This is a genomic window from Nocardia araoensis NBRC 100135 (genome assembly GCF_000308435.1).
GTDB classification, from domain to species: domain Bacteria; phylum Actinomycetota; class Actinomycetes; order Mycobacteriales; family Mycobacteriaceae; genus Nocardia; species Nocardia araoensis.
The window spans coordinates 1-15,262 of sequence record NZ_BAFR01000219.1; the positions used below are offsets into that span (position 1 = coordinate 1).

Genomic DNA, 15,262 nt, shown 5'->3' on the forward strand with positions numbered 1-15,262 from the left:
GGACAATTGGCAGGTCCATTTCCGGGACACGATGCGCGGCGGCAAGTTCCTGAACAACTGGCGCATGGCGGAATTGCATGCCCAGGAAGCGCCCGATCGCGTTTGGGAACTGGAGACCTACGGAGCGCTGTTCGACCGGACGGCGGACGGCCGCATCAGCCAGCGTAATTTCGGCGGCCACACCTACCCGCGGCTCGCGCATGTCGGCGACCGGACCGGCCTGGAGATCATCCGCACCATGCAGCAGAAGATCGTCTCGCTGCAACAGGAGGATTTCGCCGAGACCGGTGACTACGAGAAGCGCATCAAAGTCTTCGCCGAATGCACCATCACCGAATTGCTCAAGGACGGTGACCGCATCTCCGGCGCGTTCGGCTACTGGCGCGAATCCGGCCGCTTCATCCTGTTCGAGACCCCCGCGGTGGTCCTGGCGACCGGCGGCATCGGCAAGTCCTACAAGGTGACCTCGAACTCCTGGGAGTACACCGGCGACGGGCACGCGCTGGCGCTGCGCGCGGGCGCGACGCTGATCAACATGGAGTTCCTGCAGTTCCACCCCACCGGCATGGTCTGGCCGCCCAGCGTGAAGGGCATCCTGGTCACCGAGGGCGTGCGCGGCGACGGCGGGGTGCTGAAGAACACCGAGGGCAAGCGGTTCATGTTCGACTACATTCCGCCGGTCTTCAAGGGGCAGTACGCCGAGACCGAGGAAGAGGCCGACCAGTGGCTGCGCGACAACGACTCCGCGCGCCGCACGCCGGACCTGCTGCCGCGCGACGAGGTCGCGCGCGCCATCAACGAGGAGGTCAAAGCCGGGCGCGGCACCGAGCACGGCGGCGTCTACCTCGACATCGCTTCCCGGATGCCCGCCGAGGAGATCGTGCGGCGGCTGCCTTCGATGCACCATCAGTTCAAAGAGCTGGCGGACGTGGACATCACCAAGGAGCCGATGGAGGTCGGGCCCACCTGTCACTATGTGATGGGCGGGGTCGAGGTCGATCCGGATACCGGTGCGGCCACGGTGCCCGGCCTGTTCGCCGCGGGCGAGTGTTCCGGCGGCATGCACGGATCCAACCGTCTCGGCGGCAATTCGCTGTCCGACCTGCTGGTATTCGGCCGCCGGGCCGGGCTCGGGGCCGCCGCTTACGTGGAACAGCTCGGCGAGCGGCCGTCGGTCGCGGAGGACGATGTCTCGAAGGCCGCGCAGGCCGCCGTGGCGCCGTTCGATCCACCCGCGGACGGCAAAGGGGAAAACCCCTACACCTTGCACACCGATTTGCAGCAGACGATGAACGATCTGGTCGGCATCATCCGCAAGGAACACGAAGTGCGCGAGGCGATCGACAAGCTCGCCGAGCTGCGTGCCCGGTTCCGCCAGGTGACGGTGGAGGGCCACCGCCAGTTCAACCCCGGCTGGCATCTCGCGCTCGACCTGCAGAACATGCTGCTGGTCAGCGAATGCGTGGCGCACGCGGCGCTGCTGCGGACCGAGAGCCGCGGCGGGCACACCCGGGACGACCACCCGTCGATGGACCCGGACTGGCGGAACAAACTGCTGGTCTGCGCGGTGGACCCGGGCACGGCTGGCGACCCGATCCCCGGCGTCACCGTGACACGCAAGGATCAGATTCCGATGCGGCCGGACCTGCTCGCCCTCTTCGATCTCGGCGAGCTCGAGAAGTACTACACCCCGGATGAACTCGCCGGGCACCCGGCCGCGGCCGGGCATTCGACGGAGCGAGAGGCGTAACGATGGGTTACGACGCCAAATTCCGCGTATGGCGCGGCGATCTCGACGGCGGAGAACTGCAGGATTTCACCGTGCTGGTGAACGAGGGCGAGGTCGTACTCGACATCATCCACCGGCTACAGGCCACCCAGGCGCCCGATCTGGCCGTGCGCTGGAACTGCAAGGCGGGCAAATGCGGTTCGTGCTCGGCCGAAGTGAACGGGCGGCCGCGGCTGCTGTGCATGACCCGGATGTCCACCTTCACCCAGGACGAAGTGATCACGGTGACGCCGATGCGCACGTTCCCCGTGATCAAGGACCTCGTGACGGACGTGTCGTTCAATTACGAAAAGGCGCGAGAAATACCCTCTTTCACGCCGCCCGCCGATCTCAAACCGGGCGAGTACCGGATGAAGCAGGTCGACGTGGAACGCTCACAGGAGTTCCGCAAGTGCATCGAGTGCTTCCTGTGCCAGAACACCTGTCACGTGGTGCGTGACCACGAGGAGAACAAGAAAGCGTTCGCCGGGCCGCGCTATTTGATGCGGATCAGCGAATTGGAGATGCATCCGCTGGACGTCGGCGACCGGACCGAGCTCGCCCAGGACGAGCACGGGCTCGGTCTGTGCAACATCACCAAATGCTGCACCGAGGTCTGCCCCGAACACATCAAGATCACCGACAACGCGTTGATCCCGATGAAGGAACGGGTGGCCGACCGCAAGTACGACCCGCTGGTCTGGTTGGGCAACAAGCTGTTCCGCCGCTAGGACGCCGGACAACCGGCCGGGGCGATCCCCGGCCGGTCGGCGCACCCTTACAGTATGGCCACGACACCGAGGGCCACGATCCACACCAGCAGGCCGACGAGCAGCGCCGACAGCAGTGAGCTGGTGAGGACGAAGACCCCGACCGCCGACACCGCGAACAACAGCGCGACGATCAGCCATTCCACCCAGTCGCCCGGCCGTAATTTCCGGTACCGGGAATGGGAGCTCTTGAGCCCTCGGTCCACAGGTAATGGGCTACCCGTTCGCGGCCTCGGCAAACGTCTTTTCGTTGCCGAATATGTGTCATTCCGTGATCTTCGAAAGCGGCCGTGCCCTATCGTGGCCGGTCGAACTCACCGTCCTGCACGCCGGCGGTGAAGGCGGCCCACTCGGCCGGCGTGAAGATCAGCACCGGCCCCTCGGGGTCGTTCCCGTTGCGCATTCCCACGTGTCCGTCGGCGAGCAGCGCCACTTCGACACTGTCGTTGCCCGAACCCTCCCCGGCTTTTCGCCACGTGGCGCCGGTCAGGTCGATGTTCGCGTTGCCTTGAATGCTCACGAAACGAACTCCTTCGCTATCTGCCGTGGGAGACGTGTGCACGGACCGAGAAACCCAGCACCACCGCTGGACGCACGCACGCGCGCCCGATAGTACCGCCGCCGACCGAGGCTGTCGGGCGAACAACCGACGAAAACCGGACGGGCACGCGATCCGAGCGATGCGGATCAGCGGCGGCGCGGCGCGGGTTCCGCCCACGCGCGGATGGCCGCGACCACCACCCGGCCCGATGGGCGAAACCTATTGCGCGGCGGGACTACCCAGGAGCGGATACCGCCGACCGCCGCCGTCGGGGACGGCAAAGCGATCGTCGACCCGGCGCGAGCGACGGAAACGTTGAGCCGGAACAGCTGTGCGAACAGGCGCGTGTCGTTCTCCGGCAGATCCGGCGCGATCAGGAAGGTCCAACGGTTCGAGCGCGGATGAGCCAGGATCGGGCCGAGCCGGACGTTCTTGCTCTGCAGGTGCGCTTTGACCGCCTGTCCCAGGCTGCTCGGCATGGTCAAGCCCCACACCGACCCGGCGCGCATCACGATCCGCCCGAGTTCGGGCGGATCCACAACGGCGGGCAGATCACATTCCCGCCGATAGAACTGGCATCTGGACCATGGTGTATCCCCAAGTGGCCTCTGCTCCACTGACAACCCCCTGCAGTTGTGTGGTTCGACGATGAGGTGCGCGCCATACCTCGGTGATACGACTGCCGCCGCCGCTCGGGTCTCGATGCGACGATGGCCGAGTATGGCGCGGCTACTTCTAGTTTTGCTTTGTTCCGGACGGAACCGACTGATAAAGAGTGGGCAAAACTGCGGAAAAATGAGCGCGCACGGGGCCGATGTGCAAGCTGTGACTCAGTGCCAGGTGTGGTCGGTCAGCTGGGTGCGGGGGCCGAACTTCGGCTTGTGAAAGTATCCACTGATCTCGAGCAGACGGATCGCGCGGTAACGGTGTGGCCGCAGCGGCTCCAGATATTCGACCATCGCATCGTCATCGATGGGACGGCCGAGCAAGGTCCAGCCGACCGCGGCGGCCAGGTGGTAATCGCCGACCGACAAGGCGTCCGCGTCGCCGAAAACTCGCTGTGCGATCTCCGCGGCGGTCCACACCCCGATACCGGGGACACTGCGCAGCATTCGTGCCGCCTCGACCGGATCGACCCGTGCCGCGCGCTCCAGCGATTCGGCGATTCGGGCCGCACGCACGATGGTCTGCGCGCGTTGCGGTCCGACGTTGGCCCGGTGGTAGGCCCAGGAGGGAATCCGCCGCCAGGTGTCCGCGTCCGGCGGCAGCCGCATTCCCTCCGGCGCGGGGCCCGGCGCCGGTGCACCATACTGCCGCACCAGTTTCCGCCACGAGGCCCGTGCGGAGACGGTGTGCACCTTCTGTTCCAGCACCGACGGCACCAGGGCTTCGAACACCAGACCCGTACGCAGCATGCGCAGCCCGGGAAAGCGGCGGTGGGCATCGACGAGCTTCGGATGATCCGGGAGGAACGCCGAGACGTCCTCGTCCAGGCAGAGCATGTGCTCGAGACCGGCGAGGAATTCCGCCGCGCCCGGCCCCCAGGCGCAGGCCCGCACGGCGAACGGACCGGACTGGGCCAGGCGATAGGTGACCGGCCCGGTCGGCATACGGGAGGCGTGCCAGTGCGCGCCGTCGCCGGTCACCCGGTGGCAGGGATCGCCGGTGCCGCGACCGAGGGGAGCCAGCGTGCACGCCAGATCGATCGGCCGATCCGCGGTCACGGTCCGGCTGGCTTCCGGCTCCACCGTCATGCTCCGCACCGGAGACATTCTGCCCCGTGCGGCGCGCGGCGCCCCGCCCACCTCCACCCGGAGACGCGGATTATTATCTGAGCCACACCATAAGACTTTTCATGCCCATCGCACATTATGGTTTAGCAATCCGATGTAACGGCACGAGATTCACGGCGATAACGTTTTCGTTCGGCAAATAGCTGGCTGTAGCAATGATGGAGGTTCTCTGATGATCACGAATCTGCTCAACTGGTTGCTCAACGCCTGGGGCGGAGTTTCCGCGGGCAGCTCGGGCTACCAGATTCCGCCGGGCACCCTGCCGTTCGGCAGCTGAACCACGCGGCGCCCGCCCGGCCGGCTGGCGGGCGCTGGAAAACGTCACTCGCCCAATAGGAATTGCGCGATATGCCGCGCCCGCCGCCCGGAGAGGGCCGCGGCCTGAGTGCGGCAGGAGAAGCCGTCGGCGAGGAAGATCGCATCCTCGCCCGCGGCGCGCAGTGCGGGAAGTACACCGTTCTCGGCCACTGCGACCGAAATGTCGTAATGGCCCGACTGCATTCCGAAATTTCCCGCCAGACCGCAGCAACCGGTGATTTCCGTCACCGTCACGCCCATGCTGGCCAATAAACGGCGATCAGCATCGAATCCGAGAACGGCGTGCTGGTGACAATGCGGCTGGACCACCACCGACCGACCGGTTCGCTGCGGCGGCCGCCAGGTCGGCTGTTCGGCGAGGAACTCGGCGAAGGTACGCACGGCGGCGGCGGTCCTGGCCGATCTGGGATCGTCCGGCAACAGTTCCGTCAGGTCCGCGCGCAGGACCGCGGTGCAGGACGGTTCCAGTCCCACCACCACGCCGCCCGCGTCGACGTGCTCCTGCAGCGCGGTCAAGGTGGCCCGCAACCGCGTGCGGGCGCCGTCGAGTTGCCCGGTGCTGATCCAGGTGAGACCACAGCAGACGCGTTGCTCCGGGATCCGGACGCGGTAGCCCAATGCGGCAAGCAGCCGTGCCGCGGCCAAGGCGATCTCCGGGTCGAACGCGTCGGTGAAGGTATCGATCCACAGCATCACCTCGCCGGAACCACCGGTGACCGCCCGCTCCTCGGGTGCGTAGACGGACTCCGCCAGTCGGGCGCCTTGATCCAGATCGCGCCAGATGCGGCGGAAGGTGCGCGGGGCCAGGCGCGGCACGTCGCGGCGCGGATCGATGCCCGCCGCCCGCAGCCCGGCTCGACGCAGCGCGGTCCGGCCCGCGAGCGCGTTGACCACCCGCGGCATGCGACTCGCCGCGGATAGCCAGCGAGGCAACCAGCCCAGCGAGTAGTGGTCGATCGGCCGCGGCCGGTGGCGGTAGCGGCGATACAGCGTCTCCGACTTGTAGGTGGCCATGTCCACACCCGCCGGGCAGTCCGACCGGCACGCCCGGCAGGACAGGCACAGATCGAGCGACTCGGCGACGGCCTCCGACGACCAGGGCAGCGCGCCGCGCACCACCTCCTGCAGCACCCTCGCCCGTCCGCGCGTGCTGTCCTTCTCGTCTCGGGTGGCCTGGTAGGACGGGCACATGAAACCGCCGTCGGCGCGGCATTTGCCGACGCCGACGCAGCGATGGACCGCGACGCCCATATCGCCGTCGTCTTCTTCCAGCGCATAGCCCTTCGCCGCGCCGACGCCGCCGAGTCCGGCCAGCCGCAGGTCGGCGTCGATCGGACGCGGCGCGACGAGCACGCCCGGGTTCAAGATGTCACCGGGGTCGAACAAGGCTTTGTACCCGGCGAAGACGTCGAGCACCGCGGGGGAGTACATCGCCGAGAGCAATTCGGAGCGAGCCCGCCCGTCGCCGTGCTCGCCGGACAGCGAACCCCCGTGCCGCACGACCAGTTCCGCCGCGTCGAACAGGAAGGCGCGGAAGCGCTGCGGCGCGTCGGCGATCGGAAGATCGAGCCGGACGTGGATACAGCCGTCGCCGATATGCCCGTACAGCAGCCCGTCGACGCCGTGCTCGCGCGTCAAGGCGGCGAAATCGCGCAGGTAGGCGCCGAGCCGCGCGGGTGGGACGGCCGCGTCCTCCCACCCCGGCCAGGCCGGCTGTCCGTCGGGCGTGCGGCCCGCCAATCCGGCGCCGTCGGCCCGGATCCGCCACAGCGCCGCGGCGGTCCCCGGATCGGTCACGATCCTGCTGTCCATCGCGCCCGCCGTTCGGCACAGCCGCTGTGCGACGGCCAGCGCGTCGGCCTGGGTCGCGCCCGCGGTCTCCACGAACAGCCAACCGCCGCCGCGCGGCAGGTCGGGGACCGTTCCCCGGTGCGCACGGACCACGTCGACCAGCCGCGCGTCGATGCCCTCCACCGCGATCGGCGCGCAGGCCAGCACGGCGGCGACGTCGTCGGCCGCGGTGGCGATGTCCGGGTAGCCGAGCACGGTGAGCACGGTGGCCGCGGGCAGCTCGACCAGTTCGACGGTCGCGTCCAGCAGCAAGCCGCAGGTGCCCTCGCTACCGACGAACGCCTTCGCCGCCGACGGGCCGCGCTCGGGCAGCAGATGTTCCAGACCGTATCCGGATGCCTGGCGGTCGAAGCGACCGAGATCGGTGCGCAGCACCGCGAGATTCGTCCGACTGAATTCCGCGAGGCCCGGCACCGCGGACAGGTCGGCGGCCAAAGTCCTCTCGGTCCCGGTGCCGTCCAGAATGCGCAGTTCGCGCACCGTGTCGGAGGTGCGGCCCCACGCGACCGCGCGCGGTCCGCACGCGTTGTTGCCGATCATGCCGCCGAGCGTGCAGCGATTCTGCGTCGAAGGGTCCGGGCCGAAGCGCAGGCCGTGCGGACGGGCCGCGCGCTGCAACTCCGACAGCACCACGCCCGGCTGCACGGTGGCCACGCGCGCGTCCGCATCGATCGCCACGATCCGGTTCATATGCCTGCTGAAGTCGAGCACCAGCCCAGGACCGATCGCGTTGCCCGCCACCGATGTTCCCGCGCCGCGCGCGGTCACCGGCAGACCCTCGGCTCGGGCGAATTCCAAGGTGACCGCGACGTCCGCGTCGGTCCGGGGAAAGACGACCGCTGCCGGGAGAACTCGATAGTTCGACGCGTCCGAGGAGTACTCCGCCCGCCGCCGCTCGGAGGTGTCGACCTCACCCGCGATCCCGCCGTGCAGTGCCGCCATAGGTATTCATTTTTCCAGCGCCTGCGGCGCTGGGTGTTCGCGGCCCTCTTGTGGCTCATCCCAGCCGGAGTGCGTCAGGGGTTTGGGTTGCCGCCGGTTTCGCCGTGAGCGGAAACGCCGCCGGGCCGGAATCGACTTGAACTCAACCATTGTTGAGGTCTTAATGTCGGTGGCCAGGTCTTGGATGGGTGGGGAGCGAGAGGGAGAACAACGTGAGCATCGAATCCGTGGCGTGGAGCCAGATGTACCGGCGGGCGAACGCGCCGCAGGAACAGCGGCCGTTCCGCCTCGCCACCGCCGGGCGCATCATCCGGTTCGCCGCGCCGCACCGGCGGCGGATCGCCGCGTTCTTGCTGTTCAGCGTGGTGTCCGCGGTCCTCGCCGTGGCGACTCCGGTGCTGGCGGGCCGGGTGGTCGACGACATCGTCGGCGGCGCGGCGCCACGGGTGGTGGTCGTCCTCGCGGCGGTGATCGGCGTGCTCGCGGTGTTCGACGCGGGACTCGGGGTGGCGATCCGGTGGATGTCGGCGCGGATCGGCGAGGGGCTCATTCTCGATCTGCGCACCGCCGTGTTCGACCACGTGCAGAAGATGCCCGTCGCCTTCTTCACAAGGACCAGGACCGGCGCGCTGGTCAGCCGCTTGAACAACGACGTCATCGGCGCCCAGCGCGCGTTCAGCGACACCTTGTCCGGCGTGGTGGCCAATCTGGTGACCCTCGTGCTCACCCTCGGCGTGATGATCAGCATTTCCTGGCAGATCACATTGCTCGCGCTGGTGTTGCTTCCGGTGTTCGTGATCCCGGCGCGCCGGATGGGCAACCGGCTGGCGGACTTGCAGCGGGAGGCGGCCCGGCTGAACGCGGCGATGAGCACCCAGATGACCGAGCGCTTCTCCGCGCCGGGCGCGACGCTGGTCAAACTCTTCGGCCGTCCGGAGCAGGAGTCCGACGAGTTCGCGCTGCGGGCCCGCCGGGTGCGGAATATCGGCGTGCGCACCGCGATGCTGCAGACGGTCTTCGTCACCTCGCTCACGCTGGTGTCCGCGCTGGCGATCGCCTTGGTGTACGGGCTCGGCGGCTGGTACGCCCTGCGGGGGCAACTGGAGGCGGGCGCGGTCGTGTCGCTGTCGCTGCTGCTGACCAGGCTCTACACGCCGCTCACCGCGCTGGCCAGCGCCCGGATGGAGATCATGGCCGCGCTGGTGAGCTTCGAGCGCGTCTTCGAAGTGCTGGATCTGAAGCCGCTGATCGAGGACGCGCCGGATGCGAAACCGGTTCCCTCGGGTCCGGTCGCGGTGGAGTTGGACGCGGTGAGCTTCGGTTATCCGTCGGCCGACAAGGTTTCGCTCGCCTCGCTGGAGGACGTGGCGAATCTGGACACCCGCGGCGGGGTGGAGGTGCTGCACGACGTGTCGCTGCGCGCCGAGCCCGGTCAGCTGATCGCGCTGGTCGGCTCGTCGGGCGCGGGTAAGTCGACCATCGCGCAGCTGGTCTCCCGTCTCTACGACGTCGACGCGGGCGCGGTGCGGTTGAACGGCGTGGACGTGCGCGAGCTGACCACCGGATCGATCCGCGACACGGTCGGGCTGGTCACCCAGGACGGGCACCTGTTCCACGACACCATCAGGGCCAATCTGCTGCTCGCGCGGCCGGAGGCCACCGAGGACGAACTCTGGGACGCGCTCCAGCGCGCCCGGCTGCGCGACCTGGTCGCGTCGCTGCCGGACGGGTTGGAGACCGTGGTCGGCGAGCGCGGCTACCGGCTCTCCGGTGGTGAGCGCCAGCGCCTGACCATCGCGCGCCTGCTGCTCAAGCAACCGCGTGTGGTGATCCTGGACGAGGCGACCGCGTCGCTCGACTCGACCTCGGAAGCCGCCGTGCAGGAGGCGCTGTCCGAAGCGCTGGAGGGCAGGACGGCGCTGGTGATCGCGCACCGGCTGTCCACCATCCGCGCCGCCGACCAGATCCTAGTGCTGGAGGAGGGCCGGATCGTGGAGCGCGGCACGCACCCGCAGCTGCTGAACGCCGACGGTCGCTACGCGGAGCTGTACCGCACCCAGTTCGCCGAGGAACCTGTCACGGCCGCGGCCTGAGCCGTCGTCCGGCTAGCTCGCCGTCCGGTCCGCGGTACAGGTGGTGTCGGCGTCCGGCATGGTTCCCGCGCCGAAGTAGGTGTTGATCGCGTTGTTCACGCAACCGCTCAGCTCCGGCCGGAATGTCATGTGGATGCGCACGTCTTGCAAGGTGACCATTCGCGACTGCGACAGATACTGGTGCAGCCGGAGGCCGTGCGCATAGGGAGTGCGCGGATCGCCCGTCGCCTGCACGATGAGCACGGGCACCGCGTTGCGCACCACGGTCGGCGGTTCGACCGGACGAGGCCAGAAGGCGCACGGTTGGATATTGCCCGCCAGCGCGCCGAACACCGGTTGCGTGGCGCGGTTCTCCTCGATGTTGCGCCAGTACCAGAGCGGATCGATGGGCGCGCTGACATCGCCGCAGGCGATCTCCGCGAGGACGGAGTTCTCGTTGTCCCGCAGCGCCGCCACGATGGCGCGCAGCCGCGGCGTGCGCGAGGTCGTGGGCGGACCGCCCGCGGCGTCGGCGATCTCGCGCACTGTCGCGGCCAACGGTTCGTTCAGCCGGAAGTTCCACAACAAGCTGTGCAGGATGAACGGCAACCAGTGGTCGTCGATCGCGAAGCCGTCGATGACGATCGGCTGACGGTGGGCGATCCGGACCAGCTCCTCGATCTTCGCGCGCACCAGTTGCGGCGTCGCGCCGAGCCGGAACTCGTCGTCACGCGCGGCAGCCCACACTGCCCAGTCGTCCAAAGCGATCTCGTCCGCCGGACCCCAATCCTGTACCAGGCCCGTCCAGTACCGGTCCGGGTCGATCGCGCTGTCCAGCACGACCCGATCGCTGCGCTCGGGGAACATCTGGGTGAACACCGCGCCGAGGTACGTGCCGTAGGAGAGGCCGTAGAAATTGACCTTCTCCTCGCCCAGGACGGCTCGGACGACGTCCATGTCCCGCGCCGTGTTGCGAGTGGTGAACTGCCGCACCAATTCCGGATCGCGAACGACGCAGCTCGCGGCCATGCCCGCGGACTGAACGGTGTCGTGCACGAAGCCCAGCGGATCCAGACCCGCCGAGCGGACCATCTCGCCGACCGGCCACCCGCACCTCGGGCTCGAGGTGGATTCGCCGACTCCGCGCGGGTCCATGCCGATCAGGTCGTAACTCGCCAGCACCTCCGGCGAGAGCACGTCACCGAGCAGATCCACACTGTCCAGACCCTGCCCGCCGGGACCGCCCGGATTCGACACCAGGATGCCGCGTCGTCGCGCCGGATCGCTCGCCTTCACCCGGGATATCGCCAACGTGATGGTGCGACCGCCGGGCCGCCCGTAGTCCAGCGGCACGGAGACGTCGGCACACTCGCCACCGGCCTTGTCCAGGTTCTCCACACCGCACGGCTTCCACTCGAGCGGCTGATGATAGAAGCGGTCCAGCCCGTCTTGGTGCGAGTCGCCCGCCGGATCTGCTCGGCCGTACGCGGGTGCGGCGAGCAGTGCCGACATCGCCACTATCGATATCGAACGCCAGAACGGATTCGTGGACAACGAAATTCGCCTCTCGGCCGGAGCGGGCACGTAGGTGGATGCGGAAGAACCGTATCGGATCGGCGCTCGCTACGGCGGCAACGGCTTCCCCCGCGCGGCGGGGTTCGAACGAGGCATCCGCCGGATCTCGTCCGATCGCCGCGTGGCAGGAGAGCGGCGGCACGGGCGCATGGCCGGGAGAACCGGCGAAGCCCAGCTCGAACGACTCGAGCCGGGCTTCGCTGATCGATCTCACGACCTCGTCGTCTCGGTACGTCCCTGACGCATCCGGCGGGAATTCGCCCGAGCGCTAGAGATCAGAATTCGCCCATGACGCCGAGAACGGTCCGCCCCCGGTGGCCGCCGCCGCGGATGGAGTGCAGCACCTTCTCCACATCGGTGATGGGAGCGTAGTTCGTCAGCTCCGAAAGATGCTGCGGGCGGAGCTCTTTGCCGAGCTGGGCCCACACTTCGCGGCGGCGCTCGATCGGAAGATTGACCGAGTCGATACCCTCCAGCGTGACGCCGCGCAGGATGAACGGCATCACCGTGGTGGGCAGTTCCGGTCCGCCGGTGAGCCCGCTGGCCGCGACCACGCCGCCGTAGCCGATGGCGCTCAGCACGTAGGCCAGCGACGCGCCGCCGACGCTGTCCACGGCCGCCGCCCACCGCGCCTTGGTCAACGGCCGCGGCTTGGCGCTCGGGTCCTCCGGCAACCTGCCGATCACCTCGTTCGCGCCGATCTCGCTGAGCAGATCGTTCGCGTCGGTCTTGCCGGTGGAAGCGACGACTTCGAAACCGAGGCCGGAGAGGATATCGATACTCACGCTGCCGACCCCGCCGGTCGCGCCGGTGACCAGCACGGGGCCCGCATCCGGCATGACACCGCGATCGAGCAGGGCCTGCACGCTCAGGGCCGCGGTGAACCCGGCGGTGCCGAGCGCGGCCGCGTCGCGCATGCTCAGGCCCTCCAGCTTGACCACCCATTCGGCGGGCACCCTGGCGTACTCGGCGAAGCCGCCGTTGTGCGCCACGCCGATGTCGTATCCGTGCGCGATCACCTGGTCCCCCGGGGCGAAATCGTCGTCGGCGGACTCGACCACCTCGCCGACGAGATCGATCCCGGGGACGATCGGGTAGTTGCGCACCACACCGCCGCCCTTGGTGATCGCCAGACCGTCCTTGTAGTTCGCGCTCGAGTAGTGCACTTTGATCGTCACGTCACCCGGCCCGAGGAAATCCTCGCCCGCCTGCTGCCGGGTCAGGACGATCCCGCTATCCGATTCGTGTGCCACCATCGCCCAGAACTCCATGCGGACGAGCATACGAGCGTCCGGTCGGGTCCGGGAGCTACTGCGGCAGGAGTTCCAACCGCACGCCGAGCAGACGAACCGGGCGGTCGAGGTCGAATCGTTCGACGACGCGCAGCGCGGTCTCGGCGATGCGCGCGACGTCGATGGTCGGTTCGGGCAGTTTTTCCTGCTTGCTGCGGGTGTAGAAGGTGTTCGTGCGTACCGTCACCGAAACGCGGGTGCCGATCCGCCCCGCCGCGGCCATCTCCTCGGCGACCTCGGTGGCCAGCCGCGCGACCTGGGCGCGGATCTCGCCGGGATCGGTGAGGTCCTGCGGGAAGGTCTCGGATTTGCTGCGGCCGACGGGGATTCGCGGTTCGGTGGTGACGTCCGTATCGCCTTTGCCGTGGCCGAGCACCCAGAGATAAGGACCGGTGTTCGGCCCGAATTCGGCGGCCAGACGCTGCCGGTCCGCCGCCATCAGCTCGCCGACTGTTCGAATGCCGAGTTCCGCGAGCCGGGCGGCGATGCGGTTACCGATGCCCCACAGCGCGTCGGTCGGGCGATGAGCCATCACCTCGGTCCAGTTCGCGGCGGTGAGCCGGAAGACGCCCGCGGCGGCGCCCGCATCGGCGGCGGGTGCGGCCGACGACTTGCCCGCCGACTTGGCGAAGCCGGTCGCGAGCTTGGCGGTGAGCTTGTTGTCCCCGATGCCGATCGAGCAGGTCAGGTCGAGTCCGGCGATCGCGTCGCGCACCCGCCGCGCGAGTGCTTCCGGGTCGTCGGTGTCGGCGGCGAGGAACGCCTCGTCCCAGCCCCACACCTCGACCCGTCCCGGGAACGTGCGCAGCAGGGCCATGACCTCGTCGGAGGCGTCCTCGTAGGCGGCCATGTCCAAGGGAAGGAACACGCCGTCGGGGCACTTGCGCTGGGCGCTGCGCAGCGGCATCCCGGCCCGCACGCCGAACGCGCGCGCCGGATAGGACGCGCAGGTCACCACCTTGCGGGGTTCGGTGGGATCGCCGTGGCCGCCGACGATGACCGGCAATCCGCGCAGCTCCGGATGACGGCGGAATTCCACCGCCGCCTGGAACTGATCGAGATCGACGTGCAACAGCCATCCGGCCACATGCCGTTCTTACCGCAGGGGTGCGACACCTGGCCGGAATTCCGGCGCGATCGCCGGTCGACCGGCACATTGCGCGGCCCGAAAAACAGAACTAAATTCTGGACATGAAGATTCGAGATCGGTTGCTACTGGCGGCCGAGCGCCAGTTCGCCGAGCACGGGGCGCTCGACGCGACGCTGACCCAGATCCGGGACGCGGCGGGCGCCAGCGTCGGTGCGCTCTACCACCACTTCCCGGACAAGGCCGACCTGTACCGGCAGGTGTGGGTCAACGCGCTGGCGGACTATCAGGAACATTTCTGGGCGGTGGTCGGCGACAGCGCCGACGCGCGCGAAGGCGTCACCGCCGGTGTGCGCGAGCATCTGCGGTGGGTGAGCGAAAATCAATACCGCGCAACGGTACTCACCTCCGCGCGGCCGCCAGGAGTGCGCGAGAGCGAGAGCAATCGCCGCTTCATGTCCGACGTGACGCGGTGGTGGCGCACCCACGCGGGGTACGGGGTGGTGCGCGATCTCCCCATCGATCTGGTCTACGCGCTGTGGCTGGGTCCGGCGCAGGAATACACGCGGCAGTGGCTGGGCGGTGACATGCGCATCGCCCCTGCCGAAGTCGCGGGCGAGCTGGCCGACGCCGCCTGGCTGGCGCTCGCCGCCGATCGCACCGCAGCCGCAGGGGAGCTGTCCGAGTGACCGCCGCCGGCACCCTCGACCTGGACAGCGCCAAGAAGGTACTCGCCGCGCAGCCGTTCGCCACGCTGATCGGCACCGAGATCACCGCGTTCGGCGACGGCGCCGCGACCCTGATCATCCCGCTGCGCCGCGAACTGACCCAGCAATTCGGCTACGTGCACGGCGGCGTGCTCGCCTATGCCGCCGACAACGCCCTCACCTTCGCCGCCGGAACGGTTCTCGGCGCGAACGTCCTCACCGGAGGTGTCACCATCACCTACCTGCGCCCCGCCGCAGGCGACCGGTTGCGCATCGAGGCATCCGTCACCGGGGCGACGCGCCGCCAAGTGGTTGCCCACTGCGCGATCTACGCGGAAAGCTCCGACCGGGAACCAGTCCTGTGCGCGGTGGGCCAAGGCACCACCCGGCTGGCGGAAACGGACTTGACCGGCACGAATAGCAGGCCCTGACGGTCAGAGGGCCCGGTGCGGCGAGGTGAGGTGCATCGACGGTGGCCGGACCTGGCCACACCGGGCACGGCGAGCGATGCGCCGCTCCGGTGCTTCCGCCCACGGCCGTACAACG

At 68.6% G+C, this 15,262-nt stretch carries 13 protein-coding genes; 5 read left to right on the top strand and 8 right to left on the bottom strand.

Features of this window, described 5'->3' with window-relative positions; translation table 11 throughout:
- On the top strand, window positions 1-1,750 hold a 1,750-nt coding region (locus ON21_RS29525), incomplete at its 5' end, for a fumarate reductase/succinate dehydrogenase flavoprotein subunit (RefSeq protein ID WP_039803304.1).
- 2 nt (window positions 1,751-1,752) lie between these two features.
- On the top strand, window positions 1,753-2,499 hold the full coding sequence (locus ON21_RS29530) for a succinate dehydrogenase/fumarate reductase iron-sulfur subunit (RefSeq protein ID WP_039803305.1): 747 nt from the start codon (window positions 1,753-1,755) through the stop codon (window positions 2,497-2,499).
- 47 nt (window positions 2,500-2,546) lie between these two features.
- On the opposite strand, the gene ON21_RS29535 is transcribed toward ON21_RS29530, so the two are convergent.
- From ON21_RS29535 to ON21_RS29555, 5 genes are all read right to left on the bottom strand, one after another.
- Complete coding sequence (locus ON21_RS29535) at window positions 2,547-2,744, bottom strand: hypothetical protein (RefSeq protein WP_039803307.1); 198 nt, start codon at window positions 2,742-2,744, stop codon at window positions 2,547-2,549.
- A gap of 89 nt (window positions 2,745-2,833) precedes the next feature.
- The gene (locus tag ON21_RS29540; RefSeq protein ID WP_083880959.1) at window positions 2,834-3,058 is read right to left on the bottom strand and encodes a DUF397 domain-containing protein; all 225 of its coding nucleotides are present in this window, start codon (window positions 3,056-3,058) and stop codon (window positions 2,834-2,836) included.
- 167 nt (window positions 3,059-3,225) lie between these two features.
- Window positions 3,226-3,618 (bottom strand): DNA-directed RNA polymerase subunit beta, encoded by a 393-nt coding sequence (locus tag ON21_RS29545; protein WP_245562786.1) that lies wholly within the window; start codon window positions 3,616-3,618, stop codon window positions 3,226-3,228.
- A 291-nt stretch (window positions 3,619-3,909) separates the two neighbouring features.
- Entirely contained in the window at window positions 3,910-4,833 is a 924-nt protein-coding gene (locus tag ON21_RS29550) for a DNA-3-methyladenine glycosylase family protein (RefSeq protein ID WP_039803311.1), read from the bottom strand.
- Window positions 4,834-5,193: 360 nt separating this feature from the next.
- Complete coding sequence (locus ON21_RS29555) at window positions 5,194-7,983, bottom strand: FAD-binding and (Fe-S)-binding domain-containing protein (protein WP_039803312.1); 2,790 nt, start codon at window positions 7,981-7,983, stop codon at window positions 5,194-5,196.
- A gap of 212 nt (window positions 7,984-8,195) precedes the next feature.
- On the opposite strand from ON21_RS29555, the gene ON21_RS29560 reads away from it, so the two are divergent.
- Window positions 8,196-10,076, top strand: coding sequence for an ABC transporter ATP-binding protein (locus tag ON21_RS29560; RefSeq protein ID WP_039803386.1), 1,881 nt, complete (start codon window positions 8,196-8,198; stop codon window positions 10,074-10,076).
- Window positions 10,077-10,088: 12 nt separating this feature from the next.
- Here the strand turns inward: ON21_RS29560 and ON21_RS29565 are convergent, their stop codons facing one another.
- The 3 genes from ON21_RS29565 to ON21_RS29580 form a co-directional block, all read right to left on the bottom strand.
- Window positions 10,089-11,567, bottom strand: coding sequence for an alpha/beta hydrolase (locus tag ON21_RS29565; protein ID WP_051021476.1), 1,479 nt, complete (start codon window positions 11,565-11,567; stop codon window positions 10,089-10,091).
- Window positions 11,568-11,905: 338 nt separating this feature from the next.
- A complete protein-coding gene (locus tag ON21_RS29575; protein ID WP_039803389.1) occupies window positions 11,906-12,901 on the bottom strand; it encodes an oxidoreductase in 996 nt (331 codons plus the stop codon).
- A 37-nt stretch (window positions 12,902-12,938) separates the two neighbouring features.
- Window positions 12,939-14,009: a DNA polymerase IV gene (locus tag ON21_RS29580; RefSeq protein WP_039803316.1), complete on the bottom strand. Its 1,071-nt coding sequence runs from the start codon at window positions 14,007-14,009 to the stop codon at window positions 12,939-12,941.
- A gap of 104 nt (window positions 14,010-14,113) precedes the next feature.
- Here ON21_RS29580 and ON21_RS29585 point away from each other — a divergent pair, with 104 nt between their 5' ends.
- Both ON21_RS29585 and ON21_RS29590 read left to right on the top strand, forming a co-directional pair.
- Window positions 14,114-14,698, top strand: a complete 585-nt coding sequence (locus ON21_RS29585; RefSeq protein WP_039803318.1) for a TetR/AcrR family transcriptional regulator — start codon at window positions 14,114-14,116, stop codon at window positions 14,696-14,698.
- On the top strand, window positions 14,695-15,147 hold the full coding sequence (locus ON21_RS29590; protein WP_039803320.1) for a PaaI family thioesterase: 453 nt from the start codon (window positions 14,695-14,697) through the stop codon (window positions 15,145-15,147). The genes ON21_RS29585 and ON21_RS29590 overlap by 4 nt, the downstream gene beginning before the upstream one ends.
- Window positions 15,148-15,262: the final 115 nt, after the last annotated feature.